Genomic DNA, 21,728 nt, shown 5'->3' with positions numbered 1-21,728 from the left:
AATAGTCGTAAGGCCGTGCTTCCGGAAGGAATGCGCGGCTTGTTTTCGTTTATAAGTCGCTTAAATTTTGGGGCATATGGCCGGAAGAATCCCACGCGTTTTCATCAATGACCTGCTCGCCAGAACCGACATCGTCGATCTCATCGACGCGCGGGTAAAGCTGAAGAAGCAGGGCAAGAATTACCATGCGTGCTGTCCGTTCCATAACGAAAAAACCCCCTCCTTCACCGTAAACGGTGAAAAGCAGTTTTACCATTGCTTCGGCTGTGGTGCTCACGGTAATGCCGTCGATTTTTTAATGAACTACGACAAGCTCGAGTTCGTTGAAACCGTCGAAGAGCTGGCGGCAATGCATAACCTTGAAGTGCCGTATGAAGCTGGCAGTGGGCCAAGTCAGATCGAGCGCCATCAACGGCAAACGCTGTATCAACTGATGGATGGCCTGAATTCGTTTTACCAACAGTCTCTTAAGCACTCTGCGGCTGAGCCTGCGCGTCAGTATCTGAACAAGCGCGGACTGAGCGACGATGTCATTGCGCGTTTCGCTATTGGCTACGCCCCGCCCGGCTGGGACAACGTGTTAAAACGTTTTGGCGGCAATAGCGAAGATCGTAAGTCTCTCATCGATGCAGGCATGCTGGTCACCAACGACCAGGGACGAAGCTACGACCGCTTCCGCGAACGGGTAATGTTCCCAATCCGCGACAAGCGAGGCCGGGTAATTGGTTTTGGTGGTCGCGTGCTGGGTGATGCCCTGCCGAAGTACCTCAACTCCCCGGAAACCGATATTTTCCATAAGGGCCGCCAGCTTTACGGCCTTTATGAGGCGCAGCAGGATAACGCGGAACCTCCGCGTCTTCTGGTCGTCGAAGGCTATATGGACGTCGTTGCGCTGGCGCAGTACGACATTAACTACGCGGTTGCGTCGTTAGGAACGTCCACGACGGCGGATCACATCCAGCTGCTGTTCCGCGTGACCAACAACGTGATTTGTTGTTACGACGGAGACCGCGCCGGACGCGATGCCGCCTGGCGCGCGCTGGAAACCGCGCTACCCTATATGACCGACGGGCGTCAGTTGCGCTTTATGTTCCTGCCCGACGGTGAAGACCCGGATACGCTGGTGCGTAAAGAGGGCAAAGCGGCGTTTGAAGCGCGGATGGAGCAGGCACAGCCGCTCTCCACGTTTTTGTTTAACAGCCTGATGCCGCAGGTCGATTTGAGTACTCCTGACGGGCGCGCGCAGCTCAGCACGCTGGCGCTGCCGTTAATCAGTCAGGTGCCCGGCGAAACGCTGCGCATCTACCTGCGTCAGGAGTTAGGCAACAAGCTCGGCATTCTGGATGACAGCCAGCTTGAACGTTTAATGCCTAAACAGGCTGAAAACGGTGCGGTTCGCCCCGCGCCTCAGCTAAAACGCACAACCATGCGTATACTGATAGGGTTACTGGTACAAAACCCCGAGCTGGCGCCACAGGTGCCGTCGCTGGCGGGTTTGAACCACGAAAAATTGCCCGGGCTTGGCTTATTTTCAGAACTGGTCAACACCTGTTTGTCTCAGCCAGGTCTGACCACCGGACAACTTTTAGAGCATTATCGCGGCACAAAAGAGGCCGCTACCCTTGAAAAATTGTCGATGTGGGACGATATAGCAGATAAGGACATTGCAGAAAAAACGTTCACCGACTCACTCAACCATATGTTTGATTCGATGCTTGAGCTGCGCCAGGAAGAGTTGATAGCTCGCGAGCGCACACACGGTTTGAGCAGCGAAGAACGCCGGGAGCTCTGGATGATTAACCAGGAACTGGCGAAGAAATAAATAAATTTAACGGCTTAAGTGCCGAATATCGATCGGGAAGCCCCCGGCAGCCGCACTGAGAGGCAGCGGCAAAAATATAAGTACGCCCTCGCTTTAAAGGTTGGCAGCCCCATCGCCGACACCAATCAAACGAATTAAGTGTGGATACCGTCTTATGGAGCAAAACCCGCAGTCACAGCTGAAACTTCTTGTCCAACGTGGTAAGGAGCAAGGCTATCTGACCTATGCCGAGGTCAATGACCATCTGCCGGAAGATATCGTCGATTCAGATCAAATCGAAGACATCATCCAAATGATCAATGACATGGGCATTCAGGTGATGGAAGAAGCACCGGATGCCGATGATCTGTTGCTGGCTGAAACCTCCAACAACACTGACGAAGATGCGGAAGAAGCTGCTGCACAGGTACTGTCCAGCGTGGAATCTGAAATCGGGCGTACCACTGACCCGGTCCGCATGTACATGCGCGAAATGGGTACCGTTGAACTGTTGACCCGCGAAGGCGAAATTGACATCGCAAAACGCATCGAAGACGGGATCAACCAGGTTCAGTGCTCTGTTGCCGAGTACCCGGAAGCGATCACCTATCTGCTGGAGCAGTACGATCGCGTTGAAGCGGAAGAAGCGCGCCTGTCTGACCTGATCACCGGTTTTGTCGACCCGAACGCTGAAGAAGATATGGCACCTACCGCCACTCACGTCGGTTCTGAACTGTCTCAGGAAGAGATGGATGATGACGAAGACGAAGATGAGGAAGAGAGCGACGACGACAGCGCCGATGATGACAACAGCATCGACCCGGAACTGGCGCGCGAGAAGTTTGCCGAGCTGCGTACTCAGTACGAAGTGACGCGTGACACCATCAAAGCGAAAGGCCGCAGCCACGCAGCCGCTCAGGAAGAGATCCTGAAACTGTCTGAAGTGTTCAAACAGTTCCGCCTGGTGCCAAAACAGTTCGACTACCTGGTGAACAGCATGCGCGTGATGATGGATCGCGTACGTACCCAGGAACGCATCATCATGAAGCTGTGCGTTGAGCAGTGCAAAATGCCGAAGAAGAACTTCATCACCCTCTTCACCGGCAACGAAACCAGCGAAACCTGGTTCAACGCGGCTATCGCGATGAACAAGCCGTGGTCTGAAAAGCTGCACGACGTGAAAGAAGACGTGTATCGCGGCCTGCAGAAGCTGCAGCAGATTGAAGAAGAGACCGGCCTGACCATCGAGCAGGTTAAAGATATCAACCGTCGCATGTCCATCGGTGAAGCGAAAGCCCGCCGTGCGAAGAAAGAGATGGTTGAAGCGAACCTGCGTCTGGTTATCTCTATCGCCAAGAAATACACCAACCGCGGTCTGCAGTTCCTGGATCTGATTCAGGAAGGCAACATCGGTCTGATGAAAGCGGTAGACAAGTTTGAATACCGTCGTGGTTACAAGTTCTCCACCTACGCAACCTGGTGGATCCGTCAGGCTATCACCCGCTCTATCGCGGATCAGGCGCGCACCATCCGTATTCCGGTGCATATGATTGAGACCATCAACAAGCTCAACCGTATTTCCCGCCAGATGCTGCAGGAGATGGGTCGCGAGCCGACGCCGGAAGAGCTGGCCGAGCGCATGCTGATGCCGGAAGACAAGATCCGTAAAGTGCTGAAGATCGCCAAAGAGCCAATCTCCATGGAAACACCAATTGGTGATGATGAAGATTCGCATCTGGGTGATTTCATCGAGGATACCACCCTCGAGCTGCCGCTTGACTCTGCCACCACCGAGAGCCTGCGTGCCGCAACGCACGATGTTCTGGCTGGCCTGACCGCCCGTGAAGCGAAAGTGCTGCGTATGCGTTTCGGTATCGATATGAACACCGACCATACCCTGGAAGAAGTGGGTAAACAGTTCGACGTTACCCGCGAACGTATCCGTCAGATCGAAGCGAAGGCGCTGCGTAAGCTGCGTCACCCAAGCCGCTCTGAAGTGCTGCGTAGCTTCCTGGACGACTAATCTGTTCTGACAGTGAAAAAGCTCCCCTCGGGGAGCTTTTTTATTGCCTCGACCTGTGGGAAAGGGTCAGGGTGAGGGCATCAGGCCGTAGAAGCCCTAAAGCCCCCGTACCATCAGCGCCTCATCCAGCTCCCGATACGCCTCTACCAGCTTGTCCAGCGTCGCCCTGTTGAGCCCGCTCGGGTTCGGCAACACCCACACCTGCGTAACGCCAATCATGATGCTCTGCTTACCCCACTTAGCCCCGCGCTGGCTGAATGCCTGCTCGTAGGCCTGCTTGCCGAGGATCGCCAGTGCGGCCGGCTGGTAGTCTTCAATCTTCTTCACCAGCTCCCGCCCGCCGCTGCGCAGTTCATGCAGGTTGACCTCGCTTGCCTGTACCGTCGGCCGCTCGACCAGCATGGTAATTCCGCAGCGCGTATCCAGCAGGAGCAGCTCCTCTTCGGGCTTGAGTAACCTGTCGGTAAATCCGGCCTGATAGATCACCTTCCAGAAGCGATTGCCCGGATGGGCAAAGTGAAAACCGGTGTGCGCCGAGGACTTGCCCGGGTTGATTCCGCAGAACACCACCCGCAGGCCAGGGGCCAGAATATCGTTGATCATCTTTACTCCCGCTGATACATCGTTATGGAAGTATAAAGGATTGATAATGCGTTGTTTATAAAAACAGCAGGCAGGTGTGAATGGCTGGATTGCTGCGGGGAGTTACTTTATAATTCACCGCCACGGCCCCTTAGCTCAGTGGTTAGAGCAGGCGACTCATAATCGCTTGGTCGCTGGTTCAAGTCCAGCAGGGGCCACCAAATTTTAGCAGTAAATACATATACTTAGGCCACTCACGCGAGTGGCCTTTTTGTTTATTTAAATCCCGTTGGCAGCGAAATGGCAGTAGGAGTTCCATAAAAAAACCCGCCAGCAGCGGGCTAGTACGAAAGTTGTTGATGCAACCCCTTCGGATGCAGTGGTTATGATGCGCGGGGGCAACATCCTTGTACTCCAGCGCATTCCTGGACACACTGATATTAAGGTAACGATGCGCTACGCTTACTTTGCACCTGACCACCTGAACGAAGCGACATTGCTCACCCCACCAACAATTTTATAAATCATTGTTTTTAGAAGACAATATATGGAATGGGATACATTATTAGTATTGATCTGTGTACTTCTTTGCGGATTGTGGATGATTTTTCATTCAGCAAAAGCTCTTAGAAGTGGGGTCTTCGTCGGTTGGTATAAAGGCACATATGAAAACTACTACATCTACCGCTCCGAAACACCTATCTACTTCTACTGGTATAACACTGTGTTTTCGCTGTTCGGCTCCTTTATGATTGGTTTAGCCCTTTACCTCCTGAATGGCGATTATCATTTTTTATAGACATCGTTGGCAGCAAACCTATTCACTATGCTTTCATATTTGACATTATTCGATGCAAAAAACCATAAAAAAACAAACTAACTTATTGTTTTATAAATCTTTAAAATTGAGTTCAGAATCGCCAGGTCGCGGGTTCTAGTCCAGCAGGGGATACCAAATTTAAGCTGTAGAATCATATGATTAAGCCACTCGATTGAGTGGCTTTTTTGTTGGCTGAATAACGGGTGCCCCCTTGTTGTCCCCTGAGTTTTCCCCCAAGCATTTGCCAGGTTACACCCCGCCTCTGATTTTTGCTGCACCCTATGCAAGCACATACGGAATCAATCACACGTAGTCCGGCGTGCCGCTCACCCTCACAAACCCTAAAAACTAAAGAAATCCCCCATCGCGCCGATCATCATCCGTGTGTATTATTTCCTGTAGCTTTTACAACAACTAACCTTAACTCAAATACTTAAGCGCCAAAGCGAAAGGCATCATGAGCACACCGATCAAACGGCTAGAAATCATTAAAAATGCCATTGAACTGGAAGATGACGACATCATCCAGAGCCAGCTGACACGCCTGAAAAATGAAGCGTTTGACGATGAGCTACAGGCAATCGTCGTGGCGCTTGAGGAGAAGAACTATACCGCGGCCATGGCGGCCATTACCGCCTGGCTGCAGGGCCAGCGCGCCGTGACGCCGTGGCGCGATCCGCAGGTGGCGGCCAGCAAGCTGGAGCTGAAGGCGCTGGAAGAGCGTCTGCGCGATCTGATTGACCGCCGCAACGCGCGGGTGCAGCAGCTTGATGAGTTCAACGATCTCTATTTCTCCCGCCTCGGGCCGCTGATGCAGCAGATCCTCGCCCTGCGTAAAACGCTGGCGGAGCTGAACCTGCGTCGTCAGCAGGCGGAAGCGCGTCGGCGCGAGGAGGATTACCGTCGCTGCCAGCACTATATGGCGCAGGCGGTAGAGGTGCTGGCGACGCTGACCCAGCGCTGGCGCGATCTCCCGGCGGACTCCGTGCAGGCCGCCGAGGCGCGTAAGCATCTGGAGCAGCAAAGCAATCTGATTGCCAACCTGCTGGCCGAAGCGCTGGAGCTGGAGAGCGGCTTAACGCGCGAGGAGGAGCCTGCGCGTCAGGCTCGCGACGAGGCCAACGAAGAGTACGAGAAGTATCGCGAACAGCATCACGATGCCGAAGTGCGGCTGCGCAAAGGTAAGCATCTTTCACAAGAGGACCAGAACGAACTCAAGCGTCTCTGGCGGCAGGCGAGCAAGCTCTGCCACCCGGATCTGGTGGCGGACGATCTGAAAGAAGAAGCCAACAACATGATGGTACAGCTTAACCAGGCGAAGCAGCGCGGGGATGTGAAAGCCATTCGTTCGCTGGTGGCCCGCCTGCAGCAGGGCTTCGAACCATTGATGGCAAGCGACAGGCTGAACGATCTGGAACGTATCCGCAAAAAAATGGCGCAGGTTCGCGAGCAAATCGACATTTTAGTGAACGAGCTGGCGGAGCTGGAGAAAGAGGAGTCCTGGCTGCTGGTCTCCTCGCTGAGCAATATGGAAGCGTACTTTGCTCAGCAGGAGAAAGCGCTGCACGAGGTCCGCGCCTCGCTCGAACATCAGGTGAGCGAAGCGCAGCTGGATTCGGCAGCCTGATTATTTGGCGTGCCAGTATGCGCTGGCACGCACCAGCTGTGGGTCAATCGCGTCGGTTTCAAACTGACGGCTCAGGCGTTTCACCACCTTCCCTTCCCCGGTCAGCCAGATAAAGTAATCGTCCTCCGGAACGCTCAGCGCCGCCAGATGGTCAGCGACTGCCTGCTCGCTATGGCCCACCACCCAGGTGATGTTGAAATCGCTCAGGTCCGCCAGATAGTCCTTATACGATTCATCCCCAACCGTCACGACCGCGTGTATGTCCGGGCGAACCGGCAGTTGAGCAATGCTCTCTAAGCGTCGGCGCAGCGCGGGCATGCCGGATTCATCGCACACGTACAGCTGCCAGGCGTAATCCTCCGGCACCACCAGCGAACCGCGCGGGCCGCCGATGGTCAGCTTGTCTCCCGCTTTCGCCTCAACCGCCCAGCTGCTGGCAATGCCGCCGTCATGAATGAAGAAATCGAGAACCAGCTCATGATTTGCCTCATCGTATAGCGGCGTATAGTCGCGCGCCTGCGGACGCACGCCGTCGCCCCAGTCGATGCCTTCATCGGTGACCACCGGCGGCGTAAACGTCGTCCCGGGTGCCGGGAAAAAGACTTTGGTATGGTCGTCGAAACCGCGGGAGCTAAAGCCCTCCAGCGCCTCGCCGCCTAAAACAATGCGCTGGAAACCCGCGCTGGCGCGCTCAACGCGGAGCACCGTCAGCTCGCGAAAACGCAGGTCATTACGAACACGCTGTGGATAACGAGTAGATGCCATTTTTAGACCCTTTTCTGGTGAATACGATATATCTAAATCAATTTTCAAATGATAATGATTACTAATAAGGAAAAATGCAAGATCTTTTAGATTGCATCTGAATATATCTTAGATATAGTTTAGATATATCAAAATAAAGGGAATACTATGCGACACGAACACGAGGGCGGCGGACGTCGGCCGCGCTTTTTCGGCCACGGCGATTTGCGGCTGGTGATTCTGGATATCCTGACCCGCAACGCGAGCCACGGCTATGAGCTGATTAAAGAGATCGAGAACCTGACCCAGGGGAACTACACCCCGAGCCCGGGCGTCATCTATCCAACCCTGGATTATTTGCAGGATCAGGCGTTTATCACCATTACAGAAGAAGAGAACGGGCGTAAGCGCATTGCGATTACCGCTGAAGGACAACGCTGGCTGGACGAAAATCGGGAACAGCTGGAACAGATCCAGGTGCGTATCAAAGCGCGCAGCGTCGGCTTTCAGCTACGCAAAAACCCGCAGATGAAGCGGGCGCTGGATAACTTCAAGGCGGTATTAGACCTGAAGGTGAATCAGGGAGAGCTCAGCGACGCGCAGCTTAAGCAGATTATCGGCGTAATCGACCGCGCGGCGCTGGAGATCTCCCAGCTGGATTAAGCCGGTGCGTGCTCGCTCACGCGGAAGACGCGTACCAGCTCTTTCAGGTGCATCGCCTGTTCGTTAAGCGATGCCGCCGCCGCGACGGATTCCTCCACCAGCGCGGAGTTTTGCTGGGTAGTGGCATCAATCAGGCCAATCGCGCTGTTGATCTGCGAGATCCCCTCCGTCTGCTCATGGCTGGCCTGACGGATCTCGCGCAGGATCGCATCCATCTCCTCCACGTTGCCAACCATGCCGTTAATCAGCCCACTCGCTTTTTCGACCAGGTTCATCCCGTCCTGGGTCTGGCTGGTGGAGCTCTCAATCAGCTCGCGGATTTCGCTGGCAGACGACGCGCTCTTCTGGGCAAGCTGGCGCACCTCTCCGGCCACTACCGCAAAGCCGCGGCCGTGCTCACCGGCGCGCGCCGCTTCCACCGCCGCGTTCAGCGCCAGAATATTGGTCTGGAACGCAATAGCGTCGATCAGGTCGATAATGTCGGACATCCGGTTGGAGGTCTCGTTAATCAGGCGCATTTTGCTGGTCACCTGCTTCATCATCTCACCGTTGTTTTTGACCACCGTGGCGGCATCGGCAGAAAGGTTGGTCGCTTCACCGGTATGCGAGGCGGTATTTTTCACCGTGGCGGTGATCTGCTCCATCGAGGCGGCAGTCTGTTCAACGGAGCTGGCCTGCTCTTCCGTGCGTGCGGCCAGATCCTGGTTCCCGGCGACAATCTGCGCGGCAGCGCTGGAGATATTCTCCGAGCCGGTTTGCACCTGCTGCACAATGTCCAGCAGACGCGTCTTCATCTCCATCAGCGCATGCAGCAGCAGGCCCGTTTCGTCTTTGCCGTGTGGCGTAATGCTGCCCGTGAGATCGCCCTCTGAAATGGCTTTTGCAAAATTCACCGCCTCACCGAGCGGGCGGGTGATGGCGCGCACGATAAACCAGCCAATCAGGCTGCCTGCCGCAACGCTAAAGAGCGTGAGCAGGATCAGCAGCAGACGGTTAGACCTGAAATCTCCTTCCACCTGCGTGCCCGCACGCTGCATCTCGCTGTTCTGAATGGCGATCAGCTCCTTCACCTTCGCTTTATAAGCCTGCTGCACGGTGAGGGTGGTGGTCATCATTTCCTGTATGGCGCCCGCACGGTTGTTGTTCTGCACCGCCTGCAGAATGCGGTAGCGTGAATCCAGGTACTGCTGGCGCACGCTGCGGATATCCGCCAGCACCTGCTGAGACTGTTGATCCTGCAAGGCGTTGTTCAGCTCGCCCAGGATCACCGTGATATGCTCGCTGATCTCTTTGAGGCGCTGCTGAGATTGCCCCGTGTAGGTACCCTGCTCGTCCAGCAGCATCAGCTGTTGAGTGCTAATAAATTCCTGGAAGTTATCAATTAACTGGTTCGCTTTTACCGTGGTCGGATAGTCATGGGTAACAATGGACTGCATCCCATTATTTGCCCGGTTCAGGCTCAGCAAAGACACACTTGCGCTGATCGCCATCAGGACAATAAAGAACCCAAACGCCAGAAATAATTTCGTGCCGATCTTTACGTCATGAAAGAACATATTTTCTCCATCGATGTGATTATTTCTCAGACGATCGCTGTTATCGGTAACGATTTCGCTAACTTTATGAGTTTGATCGTTTTTTTATTTCATAATCCTCACAATACATAGGTGCAGGCTATTAATATGGCCTCATCGATCGTTACCAGACCGCCAAACGGGGTATTTTCGAAATAGCATTCTGAAGAACTGACTTAGGCAGGAATAAATAACTGAGGCACTTTCTTTAGTTATTTAATATTAAATTAACAACAAACCCCATTAATAGTCACAATCAGAAAAATAAAAAACCGTTTATTCCCTACGGTATAAACGGCTTTTTTGGAACATGACTGACTCAATGGAGCACGGTCACCGCATCCTTAAGGCGTCCGGCGCGGTGCTTCACCATGGCCGAAATGTGCGCGCTCTCCTCGACCAGATCGGCGTTTTTCTGCGTGATGCTGTCGAGTTCAGCTACCGCGCGGGTTAGCTCTGATAAGCCGGTTGCCTGCTCGGAGGTCGCGTGGCTGATCTGGGCGATAAGCTGGGTCACGTTTTTCACCTGCACAACGATATCATCCATCGTACGGCCCGCGGCGTGAACCTGCTCAGAGCCGGACTGCACCTTGCTGGCGCTGGCATCAATGAGTTTACGAATATCGTTAGCCGCACTGGCGCTGCGGCTGGCGAGATGACGGACTTCGCCCGCGACCACGGCAAACCCTTTGCCCTGCTCCCCTGCCCTTGCCGCTTCAACTGCCGCGTTTAGCGCCAGAATGTTGGTCTGGAACGCGATATCGTTAATCAGGGAGGTGATCGAGCCAATGCGCTGCGTGCTGTCGGCAATGTCATCCATCGTTTTAACGACGGTCTGCATCGCGTTGCCCCCTTTCGTCGCCGCGCTGCTGGCGGCCACGGAGAGTTTGTCCACCTCGGCGGCGGTTTCGGAGTTACTCTGAACGGACGCGGCCATCTGGTTCATTGTCGCGACGGTCTGCTGCACGTTCGCGACGGTCTGACGGGTCCGATCGTTCAAATCTTCATTCCCCTGCGCCAGCCTGTCGCTGCCGTCACGGACGCTCACCACCTGGCTCGACACGTCATTGATCAACCAGCGGCACATCAGGCCAAGTTGTCCTACCGCGCGCAGCGTCAGGCCCAGCTCATCGCTGCGGCTAAGATGCTGCACGCTGTTGCGCTCGCCGGTGGCGACCTTCAGCGCCTGTCGCGCCACATTCTCTATCGGGCGGACAATCTGTTGCTCAAACAGCAGCGTTCCCATCAGCATCACCACCGCAGCGGCGGTAAGCGGTAACCAGCCTGCGGAGGTGGCAGCCAGCGTGGCGGCGAGTCCGGCAAAGAGCACCGCCATCACGCTGCGCACGCGCCAGCGCAGCGGCATGGCCGGGAGTTTACCCAGCCAGCCCTTTCCCACCACCAGCCCTTTGTGAATACGTTTTTTACAGCGCCCGTCGTTCAGCGCCCGGTAGAGCGGCTCCACGGCGGCGATCTCTTCCGCTGTGGCTCTGGTGCGAATCGACATATAGCCCGTCACCTGCCCGCGGCGCACCATCGGCACCGCGTTAGCACGCACCCAGTAGTGGTCACCGTTTTTGCGCCGGTTTTTGACAATCCCGCTCCACGGCTCGCCCTGCTGCAGCGTGTACCACATATCGGCAAACGCAGCTTTTGGCATATCGGGATGGCGCACCATATTGTGCGGCTGGCCCGTCAGCTCATCGAGCTGATAGCCGCTCACCTGCACAAAGGTGTCGTTGGCGTGGGTGATGTAGCTGTGGACGTCTGTGGTAGACATTAAGGTGGTGTCATCGTCCAGAGGATATTCATTCTGGGTGACATAGGTTGGAGAGGACATCGTGAGCATCCCTTGCAGGTTATTTGAATGTTAATTTTGTGGGTCAATGTTTTTTCGGCGGTAAACAATTTATCTTTAGTTGTTAAACTTGATGAAGATCGCAGATTTGACTTAAACCATACTTTTTGTACGATATTTTAATTCATTGATTTAAAATACTTTCGCAAAGAAATTACCGACAAAGTATGACCTGTTAATGCCCGCTTAAGTTGCAGCGTATGCACCTCTTTAGTGCAGCGACGCTCTTCCCCCCTTTCTTCATACTTGCTGCCCCGTACCGCTAAATCCCGTTTGGCTTCTATCGGCATGATTAAATATTGTGCAACATTATTTTAACCTGGCGTTTATCCCGATTTTCGTTAAGGCCTCTGAAGTGGCGTAATCCCTGCAATACTTAAACCAGTATCATGTGATACGCGATCCCCGGGAGCACATTTTGAACAGGTTACCTTCCAGCGCCTCGGCTCTTGCCTGTACCGCGCACGCACTGAATCTCATTGAGAAGCGAACGCTTGATCATGAGGAGATGAAACAACTTAACCGTGAGGTCATCGATTACTTTAAAGAGCACGTCAATCCAGGGTTTCTGGAGTATCGCAAATCTGTTACCGCCGGCGGGGATTACGGAGCCGTAGAGTGGCAAGCGGGAAGTCTCAACACGCTTGTCGACACCCAGGGACAGGAGTTTATCGATTGCCTGGGAGGTTTTGGAATTTTCAACGTGGGGCACCGTAATCCAGTTGTGGTTTCCGCCGTACAGAATCAACTTGCGAAACAACCTCTCCATAGCCAGGAACTGCTCGACCCGCTTCGCGCCATGCTCGCGAAAACGCTGGCGGCCTTAACGCCCGGCAAACTGAAATACAGCTTCTTCAGCAACAGCGGCACAGAATCGGTCGAAGCGGCGATTAAGCTCGCCAAAGCGTACCAGTCGCCGCGCGGGAAATTCACCTTTATCGCCACCAGCGGCGCGTTCCACGGTAAATCCCTCGGCGCACTGTCGGCGACCGCGAAATCCACTTTCCGTAAACCGTTTATGCCGCTGCTGCCGGGCTTCCGCCACGTGCCGTTCGGCGACATTAACGCCATGCGCACCGTGCTGAGTGAATGCCGTAAAACCGGCGATGACGTGGCGGCGGTGATCCTGGAGCCCATTCAGGGTGAAGGCGGCGTCATCCTCCCTCCGCAGGGCTATCTGCCTGCCGTGCGTCAGCTGTGCGACGAGTTTGGCGCGCTGCTGATCCTCGACGAAGTCCAGACCGGCATGGGGCGTACCGGCAAGATGTTCGCCTGCGAGCACGAAAACGTGCAGCCGGACATTCTGTGCCTGGCGAAAGCGCTCGGCGGCGGCGTGATGCCGATTGGCGCGACGGTCGCCACCGAAGAAGTCTTCTCGGTGCTGTTCGACAATCCGTTCCTGCATACCACCACCTTTGGCGGTAACCCGCTGGCCTGTGCGGCGGCGCTGGCGACCATCAACGTGCTGCTGGAGCAAAACCTGCCTGCGCAGGCGGAGCAAAAAGGCGACATGCTGCTGGACGGCTTCCGCCAGCTGGGCCGGGAATACCCTGACCTTGTGCAGGAAGCGCGCGGCAAAGGGATGCTGATGGCGATTGAGTTCGTTGATAACGAAATCGGCTACAGCTTCGCGAGCGAGATGTTCAGGCAGCGAGTGCTGGTGGCCGGAACGCTTAATAACGCAAAAACCATTCGTATTGAACCGCCGCTTACGCTGACCATTGAGCAGTGTGAGCAGGTGCTAAAAGCGGCACGTAAAGCGCTGGCAGCACTCAGAGTGCGCGTAGAAGAGATCTGATCAATCCCCCCTCTTAACCGAGGGGGATTTCATTTTTCTGGTATAAATATTACAAATTGAAATAATAGTATTATATTTCAGACATACATTTATACTTTTAAAATTATAAAGTTCCTTTTCTCTTACATGATTTTTTTTGCAACCAAACCGATATCCATACACCACCTTTATCTATTTGACCGCAAACAGGCCGCCCATTGTTAAAACCCGGTAAAAACACCACTACTTACATCATTTAAAAATATTAATTAATTCTAATATTATACCTAAAAAAAACTAACGGCATATTATACCACCATACATTGAAATAATATTTCACGACTCCTAGAATACCTGCCGCGGAACATCATAAACATGATGAAAAGAGCTTTTCAATAAGCCCGTCCATTATGCGAAATGCATATTCTAAATAACGGAACTTGTTAAACGTTATTCAAGTTCACGCTGTGAAAGCATATAGCTTTTACTCAATTTCAATTTGACAGAAAGATGTTTATTTAAAAGGATTTGTATGAAAAAGCACGTTTTAGCAATGGTCATTGCAACGGCAATGGTAAGTGGCGTAGCGATGAACGCACAGGCAGACACCGTCACGGTTTCTGGCGGTACGGTTAACTTCGTTGGCCAGGTTGTTAATGCTGCATGTTCGGTCGCAGCTGACTCCGTAGATCAGACTGTAACGCTGAGCCAGGTTCGTACTGTGAAATTGACGACAAAAGGAATGCAGGCGAACCAGAAAGAAGATTTCAAAATCGTTCTGGAAGATTGTGACACCACGGTAAGCCAGAACGCCGCTGTGATTTTCAACGGTCAGCAAGACGCAGCACTGGCAGGTTCACTGGCTAACACAGCGGGCGCTGGCTCAGCAACTAACGTCGCACTGCAACTGTTCGGACCGGATGGTAACGTACTCAATATCGGTGATACCTCCTCCAACGTGAAGCTGATCAATGGCGAGAACACCATCCCGCTGAGCGTTGACTACATCGCTACCGGTGCGGCCACGCCGGGTAACGTATCCTCGACTGCAACATTCCAGATGGTTTACTCCTGATTCGTTAGCTGCAGTAACACCCTCGGAATCTGATTCGGGGGTGTTTTGCCGATCCATCGAAACGGAGTCACTATGCGACAGGTCACCAGGCAATCAGTGCTGTTTTTCAGCGTATTGCTGTGCGTTGCACTGCCCGCCTCGGCAATTGACGACGGAAGCGTGCATTTTCAGGGGCAAGTCGTCAACACCGGCTGTTCCGTCAGTGCAGAAAGTCAGGACCAGATTGTGCGTATGGGCCAAATACGCAATAACGAATTTGCCGCAACGGGCGATTGGGCAGCACCAACAGCCTTTCAGATAACGCTAGAAGACTGCGATACCAGCGTCAGTCAACGTGCGGGCGTACTGTTCAGCGGCGAGTCCGATGCAAAAGACCCGCAAATTTTTCGCGCAGGTTATGGCGCAGGCGCAGCGCAGGGGATTGGTGTGGGAATATTTGACGCAACCGGCCATCTACTTATTCCGGATACAGCCCCGCCCTGGTACGCCCCCTTGCAGAACGGCGCCAATGTTCTGCGTTTTATGGCGAAATACCGCTCCACACAACCGCACGTTCAGGCTGGTACGGCCGACGCCCAGGTATGGTTTAACGTCGTCTACCAGTAAAACACTCAGAGGCCCGAGTGCCTCGTCATGAGAATTGAGGGAACAATGCAAATGAACACATCACCTACGTCTTTGTCTCGCCTGATGATGGCTGGTACGTTGCTGCTGACAATGGGTCTGGCAACGAATGCCTCTGCAGGTGGAATTGCTTTAGGGGCTACCCGCGTCATTTATCCGCAAGGGGATAAACAGGTTTCATTACCGGTGATCAATTCGTCGGCAGACAATACGTTCTTAATACAATCATGGGTAGCCAACGTTGAGGGTATCAAGTCACCAGACTTTATCCTTACGCCACCGTTGTTTGTTATCCACCCTAAGAAAGAGAACACGCTGCGTATTATGTATATCGGCCCCGACCTTCCTGCCGATCGCGAAACTGTTTTCTATCTGAACAGCAAGGCTATTCCGTCTGTCGATAAAAATAAGCTTCAGGGCAATACGCTGCAAATAGCAACACAGAGTGTGATTAAGTTATTCATTCGCCCTAAGAAATTAACATCCCTTTCCGTGGATGCGCCCAAAACGCTGACGTGTCGGACAGAAAATGGAAAAGTCATCATAACGAATCCATCACCGTATTACGTATCGTTGGTGCAGTTCTTTGTTGGGGGAACCCGTCTTCCCAATTCAATGGTCGCACCTAAAAACACGTTGACGGTGGATATCCCCGGCGGCGGTTCCGGCAGTGTGAAATTCCAGACAGTGAATGATTTCGGCGCAAATACCCCTACGCAGATTTGTTCCCATTAACAACCTGAAATGAAATAGCAGACCTGCATTTTGTCTTCAAGGAAGGAAGTACTTAGCATTTACTGCAGGGAAAAGAGATGAAACGTAATACTTCACTGATTTTTAGCACATTTTCTTTAACATCCCTTACGCCAGTGGCGATGGCGATAGCAGGATTGCTATCGCCATCAGATGCAAGTGCAGAATATTTTTTCAACCCGGCATTTTTGTCTAGCGATCCCTCTGCCGTTGCTGACCTGTCGCGGTTTTCCACCAATGGCCAGGCACCAGGCGTTTATCGTGTTGATCTCTGGCTTAACAGGGCGTTTGTGGCGACTCGCGATATCACCTTTACGGCAAGAAATACCGCGTCGACGGCACAACCGCAGGCGGATGATACCGGTCTGACCGCCTGTTTATCAGCAAAAGCGCTGGAAAACCTGGGCGTTAACCTTCAGGCGTTTCCTGCCCTGACGGCGGAAAAAACGGACAGCTGTATTGATATTGCGTCAATCATTCCCGCCTCATCAACCACCTTTGATTTTGAGCATCAGCGGCTGGATATCAGTATCCCGCAAGCCGCCCTGAGGAATAGCGCACGCGGATACATTCCGCCTGAACAATGGGATGAAGGCATTAATGCCCTCCTGCTGAATTATAACTTCACCGGCTCTCGTAGCCGCGATCGGGGGGAGAGCAACTCAACCAGTAAAAGCTATTTCCTCGGGCTTAACAGCGGATTAAACCTTGGCCCGTGGCGGTTAAGGGATTACTCAAGCTGGAATTATCACAACAGCGATGACTCACGCAGCGACAACTGGCAGCACATTAATACCTATGTTGAACGCGCGGTCATTCCGCTGAAAGGAAGACTGACGCTGGGTGACAGCTACACCCCATCAGACGTGTTTGACAGCCTCCCTTTTCGCGGTGCGCAAATCGCCTCTGATGACAATATGCTGCCCGATAGCCTGAAGGGTTTCGCGCCCACGATCCGTGGTATCGCAAAAAGCAATGCTCAGGTAACCATTAAGCAAAATGGCTACACCATTTATCAAAGCTATGTTCCACCGGGTGCATTTGCGATTAGCGACCTGTTTCCCACGTCCTCAAGCGGTGACCTCAGTGTTGAGGTAAAAGAATCTGACGGTAGCATCAACAGCTATTCCGTGCCTTATTCCACCGTTCCCGTACTCCAGCGTGAAGGCCGCGTAAAGTACGCATTAACAGCGGCCGAATACCGCAGCAGCAGCGATCAACAGGACGAGGTTAATTTCGTTCAGGGGTCTCTAATCTGGGGGCTTTCACATGGCTTCACGCTGTATAGCGGATCGCAGATAACCAACAATTACCACTCGCTGGCATTCGGCACCGGCCTGAATATGGGTGAACTGGGCGCTATCTCTGCGGATGTGACTCACGCGAAGAGCACGCTGGCGGATGACAGCACGCATTCAGGGCAATCGATCCGTTTTCTGTATGCAAAATCCCTTAACGGCCTCGGCACTAACTTTCAGCTGCTGGGCTACCGGTACTCGACCTCGGGATTCTATTCCCTGGATGAAACAGCCTATAAGCAAATGCGCGGCTACACAGGTGACCACGAGGACAACGATACCGAACAGCAAAATCCCTGGATGGATTATTACAATCTGTACTACACCAAGCGAGGAAAGGTTCAGTTCAACATCTCTCAGCAGCTTGGTCATGCTGGTTCGCTCTTTGTCACGGGCAGCCAACAGACCTACTGGCATACCGATGAAAAAAATACGCTACTCCAGGTAGGCTTTAGCGGGACCATTAAAGATGTGTCCTACAGCCTGTCCTACAACTACAACAAATCACCGGGCATGTCGAAAAGCGACGAGATTTACGCGCTGAATTTGTCGCTGCCATTGAGCCTGTGGCTGCGTCCACAAAACGATGTCAGCCAGAAGCATAACTATGCTTATGCCACCTACAACATCAGCACCGACAAAAAGGGTGAAACCTCGCAAAATGCCGGGATCAACGGCACATTGCTTGAGGATAACAACCTGAGCTACAGCGTTCAGGAAGGGTATTCAAGCCAGGGGACAAAATCACAAGGCTCCAGCAGCCTTGAATACGATAGCGCCTATGGCAATGCGAACGTGGGCTATAACTACAGCGGAAACGGCGACTACCAGCAGGTGAACTACGGTTTGAGCGGCGGCGTCATTGCTCACCGGAATGGCATCACCTTTAGCCAGCCGCTGGGTGATACCAACGTGCTGATTGCCGCTCCGGGCGCGAGTAGCGTCAAGGTCGAAAACGAGCCGGGTATTCATACCGACTGGAGAGGCTATGCCGTGGTTCCCTACGCGTCCTCGTATCATCTCAACCGCATGGCACTGGACATCAACTCACTGGCTGACGATATGGATATCGATGATGCCGTAACCAATGTGGTCCCAACCCGTGGCGCGGTTGTGCGTGCAACCTTCAAAGCCCGGCCTGGTACGCGTGCGTTAATGACCTTAACCCATCGGGGCAAACCCGTTCCTTTCGGCGCCATGGTGTCACGTGATGACAATGGCAGCGATACGATTGTGGGTGAAGACGGAGAGGTCTATCTCTCTGGCCTGAGCCCGGCGGGAACGCTGAAAATTCAGTGGGGTGAAGGGTCAGACAAGCAATGTAGCGTGAAGTATCAATTACCTGAAAGTAAACAGCCGCTGCTGCGGTTGAAAACGGAGTGTATATAAATGAAATTATGGATGATTTTATTTTATGTGGTCGGGCTGGCATTCTCACCTGAGGGAATAGCCGATATTTGTAAAAATGCTAACGGTGGCATCTCGATTGTTAACTATGATTTGACCACCACGCTGAACACCAATCAGAACATTAAAGGTGGCTCCACAGAGCTGGAAAAAAATCAGGATGTGCAGGTTAACGCCACCTGTCCACCGGGTGAGTGGGAAAAACGCACCTATCGCTCCTATTTGAGCCCTTTTCCGGTCGTCAAAACGGATGGTGAATGGAAATATCTCCAGCTTGACCCGGATTATATTATTGGCGCCATGAAAATAAATGACGCAACCATTGGTGAGTTTTATCCCCCCATTGAGTACGTTCACATGGGCGGCCACGATGAGGTGGATACCGGCGGCGTTTTCCCGGTCAACGATAATGACCTGATCTTTAAATTACAAATTGTCAGGCCTTTTATCGGCACCGTGGTTATCCCGCCAAAATTGATGTTCAATGTGTACGTCACCACGACGAATAACGATCGCCTGACCAATATTGTCTACCAGATTACCTACAGTGGCGTTATTACCGTGCCGCAAAACTGCGTCATTAATGCCGGGCAAACCGTAACGGTGGATCTGGGTTCTCTTTATCACGGTGATTTTACGCGCGCCGGGCAGATGCCGGACAACGCTCAGCCCAAAACCTTCAATGTGCCCATTGAATGTAATGCTGACGTGAACTCGCCGGCACAATTAACCTTGCGCGTTATGGGCACATCGGACCCTCGCTACCCTGAAGCGCTGGCATCGGATAATCCTGATGTTGCCGTCGTGGTTACCAGTGAGCAAGACAACATACTGAAACCGAATGTCTTTTCAAGTAGCGCACCTTTTACGACTGATGAGGCGGGCAAGGCCAACGTGACGCTGAAAGCATATCCTATCAGCACAACGGGCAATTCCCCGGAACTGGGCGTGTTCACCGCTCTGGCCTTGTTACGCGTTGATTTCGCATAAGGATTGGGTGATGAAAAAGCGCAATTTTCTCCTGTTTCTGCTGGCAAATCTGGCGTTGTCCTTACAGACAGCCAGAGCAGATAATGACAGTTTCAATGTTCAGTTTATCGGCACCATCGTGGGGGAGTCCTGCAACGTCGACACTGGCAGCGTTGAGCAGACGGTCGAACTCGGTGACTTTACCGCGGATGATTTCCCGTCGGTTGGCACCACAACGCCGGATACAAAGTTTGATATCACGTTGAAAGGTTGCACCCGCGCCATTACCGGTACCAAAGTTTGGTTTACCGGGAATGTGGATGCGAACAACCCGACATTGCTGGCACTTTCTGATAACGGAAAGGGAACGCCTGGCAGGATGGCAACGGGCCTCGGCGTTGAGCTACTGGATTCCAATCGCACCCCAATACCGATCAATAATACGGAGTCCTCGCTTTATCCGCTGCTGCCGGGGGATAACACGCTCACGTTTTATTTGCACTATAAATCCACGCTGCCCGTCGTGACGTCAGGAAATGCGACTGCCGTTATGTATTTTGACCTGCTTTATCAGTAAGGAATATGAATGAAACCGTTTCTCCGGTTATTTTTCTTCTGCATTATCCTGATGCACCTGGGCAGTGCGAGTACAATGGCGCACGACGGGACCGTTTATATTGTAGGCACCGTAAAAAGCAAAACCTGCATCATATCGCCTGATTCGGAAAATCTTATCGTTCGTATGAGCGACGTCGCCACAGGGCAATTTACGAACCAGAAAAATAATACGCCATGGGAACATTTTGCTATCAATCTTGAAAACTGCGGCGCAGGGTTGAATAACATCAGTACCCATTTTGAAGGCACGCCCAATCAGGGCAACGCAGATTTGCTTTCGCTGACAGGCGGTCCGGGTTATGCCAGCGGCGTGGCTATCGGTATTTATAATCCGGACAAAACGCTTATACCGCTGGGCGATGAAAGCCAGCTGTTTACGCTGTCAAATAACCAGCTTACTGCCACCCTTGATTTTTATGCCCGTTATCTTGCTGACGGAGGCGCTGTATCGCCTGGAACAGCCAATGCTGCAGCAACCTTTATTTTGACTTATGCCTGATAACACCGTGATGAAACTGCGCATCCTGATCCCTGTTTTAGCACTCTTAACGTTCATCTCTTTTGCGCATGCAGGCGTCGTGATAGGGGGGACACGCTTCGTCTATCCTGAAAAACAGCACTCCATTACCGTTTCAGTGCGCAATAAATCCACGCTTCCCTGGCTGGTCAGCGCAAAAATTTATGCTGGCGGAAACTGGCCAGGGGCAACCTCTGCCCCCCAGGCGACCTCGGCGCTTGTTGCAACGCCCGCGCTTTTTGCACTACAGGGCGGACGCGAAAATAGCATCAGGATTTTTCGTGCCGATGAGGGTTTGCCTGCTGACCGTGAAACGCTTTTCACCCTCAGCATCTCAACCATTCCAGCCAGTAAAACCAGCAGCGACAACGTGCAAATGGCCGTACGTTCAAGCTTCAAAGTGTTCTATCGCCCTGAGGGATTAAACGGCAATCCAGAAAACGCGTATCGGGAAATCCTCTGGTCATATTCAGCAAACCAGCTCGTAGTGAAGAACCCGACCCCCTACTACGTGACGCTCTTCCAGACGCGTATTAACAACCAATCCATTGATAACGCGGGCATCATTGCCCCTTTCAGCCAGCGAACAATGGACGAGTGCCAGAAGGCGCCTCGCTGCGAAATACGCTGGCAAACCATAAACGACTATGGCCGGGTTATGCCGCCCGTGGTTAACATCCTTAATCTGAAATGAGTACCCATCATGTTTTTCATAAAGCACCCCTTCCTCGTTCTGACCGTTTTCGTCACACTGACCGCACCGGCGCTGAGCCAGGCCGCTGAGTTTACCGCTGAGCAGAAGACGGAAATCGGCAAAATCGCCGAGGATTACTTTACCGCCCATCCGGAAAAAATGGGTGAAGCGATATCTATCTACCTGGCTAATCATCCTGAGTTTCTGGTTGCCGCGAGCGAAAACCTACGCCAAAGCCAGCAAGCGGCCTCGCAAAAAATGAAAGAGATGCAGGACGCAGCCAAAAAAGCGCAGTAAAGCAAAA

Annotated in this window: 19 protein-coding genes, 1 tRNA gene and 1 pseudogene; 17 read left to right on the top strand and 4 right to left on the bottom strand. The window is 52.9% G+C overall.

What is annotated here, in order from left to right:
- Positions 1–76: 76 nt before the first annotated feature.
- Positions 77–1,822, top strand: a complete 1,746-nt coding sequence (gene dnaG / locus PI91_RS03435; RefSeq protein WP_023294585.1) for a DNA primase — start codon at positions 77–79, stop codon at positions 1,820–1,822.
- A gap of 154 nt (positions 1,823–1,976) precedes the next feature.
- Positions 1,977–3,824, top strand: a complete 1,848-nt coding sequence (rpoD, locus tag PI91_RS03430; RefSeq protein ID WP_008503184.1) for an RNA polymerase sigma factor RpoD — start codon at positions 1,977–1,979, stop codon at positions 3,822–3,824.
- A gap of 96 nt (positions 3,825–3,920) precedes the next feature.
- Here rpoD and mug read toward each other — a convergent pair whose 3' ends face one another.
- Positions 3,921–4,427 carry a G/U mismatch-specific DNA glycosylase gene (gene mug / locus PI91_RS03425; protein ID WP_039265440.1) on the bottom strand — a complete coding sequence of 169 codons (507 nt, stop codon included), beginning with the start codon at positions 4,425–4,427 and terminating at the stop codon, positions 3,921–3,923.
- Between the two features lie 124 nt (positions 4,428–4,551).
- Here mug and PI91_RS03420 point away from each other — a divergent pair.
- The 4 genes and pseudogenes from PI91_RS03420 (at position 4,552) to PI91_RS03410 (ending at position 6,853) form a co-directional block, all read left to right on the top strand.
- Positions 4,552–4,627 (top strand) — tRNA-Ile (locus PI91_RS03420).
- A gap of 164 nt (positions 4,628–4,791) precedes the next feature.
- Positions 4,792–4,929: pseudogene (locus tag PI91_RS26360) on the top strand (site-specific integrase); the annotation flags it as partial.
- 24 nt (positions 4,930–4,953) lie between these two features.
- Entirely contained in the window at positions 4,954–5,205 is a 252-nt protein-coding gene (locus tag PI91_RS26600) for a DUF2542 family protein (protein ID WP_110915166.1), read from the top strand.
- A gap of 478 nt (positions 5,206–5,683) precedes the next feature.
- On the top strand, positions 5,684–6,853 hold the full coding sequence (locus PI91_RS03410) for a DNA repair protein (protein ID WP_039265439.1): 1,170 nt from the start codon (positions 5,684–5,686) through the stop codon (positions 6,851–6,853).
- Here PI91_RS03410 and PI91_RS03405 read toward each other — a convergent pair whose 3' ends face one another.
- A complete protein-coding gene (locus tag PI91_RS03405) occupies positions 6,854–7,618 on the bottom strand; it encodes a siderophore-interacting protein (RefSeq protein ID WP_039265438.1) in 765 nt (254 codons plus the stop codon).
- Between the two features lie 147 nt (positions 7,619–7,765).
- On the opposite strand from PI91_RS03405, the gene PI91_RS03400 reads away from it, so the two are divergent.
- Positions 7,766–8,260, top strand: a complete 495-nt coding sequence (locus tag PI91_RS03400; protein WP_008503175.1) for a PadR family transcriptional regulator — start codon at positions 7,766–7,768, stop codon at positions 8,258–8,260.
- Here PI91_RS03400 and PI91_RS03395 read toward each other — a convergent pair.
- Positions 8,257–9,816, bottom strand: coding sequence for a methyl-accepting chemotaxis protein (locus PI91_RS03395; RefSeq protein WP_039265437.1), 1,560 nt, complete (start codon positions 9,814–9,816; stop codon positions 8,257–8,259). The two genes, PI91_RS03400 and PI91_RS03395, sit on opposite strands and share 4 nt — an antisense overlap.
- 337 nt (positions 9,817–10,153) lie before the next feature.
- Positions 10,154–11,674 carry a PAS domain-containing methyl-accepting chemotaxis protein gene (locus PI91_RS03390; protein WP_039265436.1) on the bottom strand — a complete coding sequence of 507 codons (1,521 nt, stop codon included), beginning with the start codon at positions 11,672–11,674 and terminating at the stop codon, positions 10,154–10,156.
- A gap of 436 nt (positions 11,675–12,110) precedes the next feature.
- On the opposite strand from PI91_RS03390, the gene ygjG reads away from it, so the two are divergent.
- The 10 genes from ygjG (at position 12,111) to PI91_RS03340 (ending at position 21,721) form a co-directional block, all read left to right on the top strand.
- On the top strand, positions 12,111–13,490 hold the full coding sequence (gene ygjG / locus PI91_RS03385; RefSeq protein ID WP_008503172.1) for a putrescine aminotransferase: 1,380 nt from the start codon (positions 12,111–12,113) through the stop codon (positions 13,488–13,490).
- A 511-nt stretch (positions 13,491–14,001) separates the two neighbouring features.
- Positions 14,002–14,544, top strand: a complete 543-nt coding sequence (locus PI91_RS03380) for a fimbrial protein BcfA (RefSeq protein WP_008503171.1) — start codon at positions 14,002–14,004, stop codon at positions 14,542–14,544.
- A gap of 72 nt (positions 14,545–14,616) precedes the next feature.
- Positions 14,617–15,150, top strand: coding sequence for a fimbrial protein (locus PI91_RS03375; protein WP_021242352.1), 534 nt, complete (start codon positions 14,617–14,619; stop codon positions 15,148–15,150).
- Between the two features lie 45 nt (positions 15,151–15,195).
- Positions 15,196–15,903, top strand: a complete 708-nt coding sequence (locus PI91_RS03370; RefSeq protein WP_008503169.1) for a fimbria/pilus periplasmic chaperone — start codon at positions 15,196–15,198, stop codon at positions 15,901–15,903.
- A 77-nt stretch (positions 15,904–15,980) separates the two neighbouring features.
- The gene (locus PI91_RS03365) at positions 15,981–18,608 is read left to right on the top strand and encodes a fimbrial biogenesis usher protein (RefSeq protein ID WP_039265435.1); all 2,628 of its coding nucleotides are present in this window, start codon (positions 15,981–15,983) and stop codon (positions 18,606–18,608) included.
- Complete coding sequence (locus PI91_RS03360; RefSeq protein ID WP_039265434.1) at positions 18,609–19,616, top strand: fimbrial protein; 1,008 nt, start codon at positions 18,609–18,611, stop codon at positions 19,614–19,616.
- A gap of 10 nt (positions 19,617–19,626) precedes the next feature.
- A complete protein-coding gene (locus PI91_RS03355; RefSeq protein ID WP_008503166.1) occupies positions 19,627–20,172 on the top strand; it encodes a fimbrial protein in 546 nt (181 codons plus the stop codon).
- A 9-nt stretch (positions 20,173–20,181) separates the two neighbouring features.
- Positions 20,182–20,712: a fimbrial protein gene (locus PI91_RS03350; RefSeq protein ID WP_023294617.1), complete on the top strand. Its 531-nt coding sequence runs from the start codon at positions 20,182–20,184 to the stop codon at positions 20,710–20,712.
- Positions 20,713–20,722: 10 nt separating this feature from the next.
- Entirely contained in the window at positions 20,723–21,424 is a 702-nt protein-coding gene (locus PI91_RS03345) for a fimbria/pilus periplasmic chaperone (RefSeq protein WP_052232709.1), read from the top strand.
- A 9-nt stretch (positions 21,425–21,433) separates the two neighbouring features.
- Entirely contained in the window at positions 21,434–21,721 is a 288-nt protein-coding gene (locus PI91_RS03340) for a hypothetical protein (protein WP_039265432.1), read from the top strand.
- Positions 21,722–21,728 lie beyond the last annotated feature (7 nt).

The sequence above is a fragment of the Enterobacter sp. FB genome (assembly GCF_000805795.1).
GTDB lineage: Bacteria > Pseudomonadota > Gammaproteobacteria > Enterobacterales > Enterobacteriaceae > Enterobacter > Enterobacter roggenkampii.
Note: the sequence above shows the minus strand (reverse complement) of the source record. Positions and strands in the feature narration are given on the sequence as shown.

Bases quoted from the DNA above. Each gene is read 5' to 3' on its own strand.
- PI91_RS03410 (WP_039265439.1), top strand. From the start codon at position 5,684: ATGAGCACACCGATCAAACGGCTAGAAATCATTAAAAATGCCATTGAA.
- PI91_RS03390 (WP_039265436.1), bottom strand. From the start codon at position 11,674: ATGTCCTCTCCAACCTATGTCACCCAGAATGAATATCCTCTGGACGAT.
- PI91_RS03340 (WP_039265432.1), top strand. From the start codon at position 21,434: ATGTTTTTCATAAAGCACCCCTTCCTCGTTCTGACCGTTTTCGTCACA.
- mug (WP_039265440.1), bottom strand. From the start codon at position 4,427: ATGATCAACGATATTCTGGCCCCTGGCCTGCGGGTGGTGTTCTGCGGA.
- PI91_RS03355 (WP_008503166.1), top strand. From the start codon at position 19,627: ATGAAAAAGCGCAATTTTCTCCTGTTTCTGCTGGCAAATCTGGCGTTG.
- PI91_RS03350 (WP_023294617.1), top strand. From the start codon at position 20,182: ATGAAACCGTTTCTCCGGTTATTTTTCTTCTGCATTATCCTGATGCAC.
- PI91_RS03405 (WP_039265438.1), bottom strand. From the start codon at position 7,618: ATGGCATCTACTCGTTATCCACAGCGTGTTCGTAATGACCTGCGTTTT.
- PI91_RS03380 (WP_008503171.1), top strand. From the start codon at position 14,002: ATGAAAAAGCACGTTTTAGCAATGGTCATTGCAACGGCAATGGTAAGT.
- PI91_RS03370 (WP_008503169.1), top strand. From the start codon at position 15,196: ATGCAAATGAACACATCACCTACGTCTTTGTCTCGCCTGATGATGGCT.
- PI91_RS03360 (WP_039265434.1), top strand. From the start codon at position 18,609: ATGAAATTATGGATGATTTTATTTTATGTGGTCGGGCTGGCATTCTCA.
- dnaG (WP_023294585.1), top strand. From the start codon at position 77: ATGGCCGGAAGAATCCCACGCGTTTTCATCAATGACCTGCTCGCCAGA.
- PI91_RS03400 (WP_008503175.1), top strand. From the start codon at position 7,766: ATGCGACACGAACACGAGGGCGGCGGACGTCGGCCGCGCTTTTTCGGC.
- PI91_RS03365 (WP_039265435.1), top strand. From the start codon at position 15,981: ATGAAACGTAATACTTCACTGATTTTTAGCACATTTTCTTTAACATCC.
- PI91_RS26600 (WP_110915166.1), top strand. From the start codon at position 4,954: ATGGAATGGGATACATTATTAGTATTGATCTGTGTACTTCTTTGCGGA.
- rpoD (WP_008503184.1), top strand. From the start codon at position 1,977: ATGGAGCAAAACCCGCAGTCACAGCTGAAACTTCTTGTCCAACGTGGT.
- PI91_RS03395 (WP_039265437.1), bottom strand. From the start codon at position 9,816: ATGTTCTTTCATGACGTAAAGATCGGCACGAAATTATTTCTGGCGTTT.
- PI91_RS03375 (WP_021242352.1), top strand. From the start codon at position 14,617: ATGCGACAGGTCACCAGGCAATCAGTGCTGTTTTTCAGCGTATTGCTG.
- PI91_RS03345 (WP_052232709.1), top strand. From the start codon at position 20,723: ATGAAACTGCGCATCCTGATCCCTGTTTTAGCACTCTTAACGTTCATC.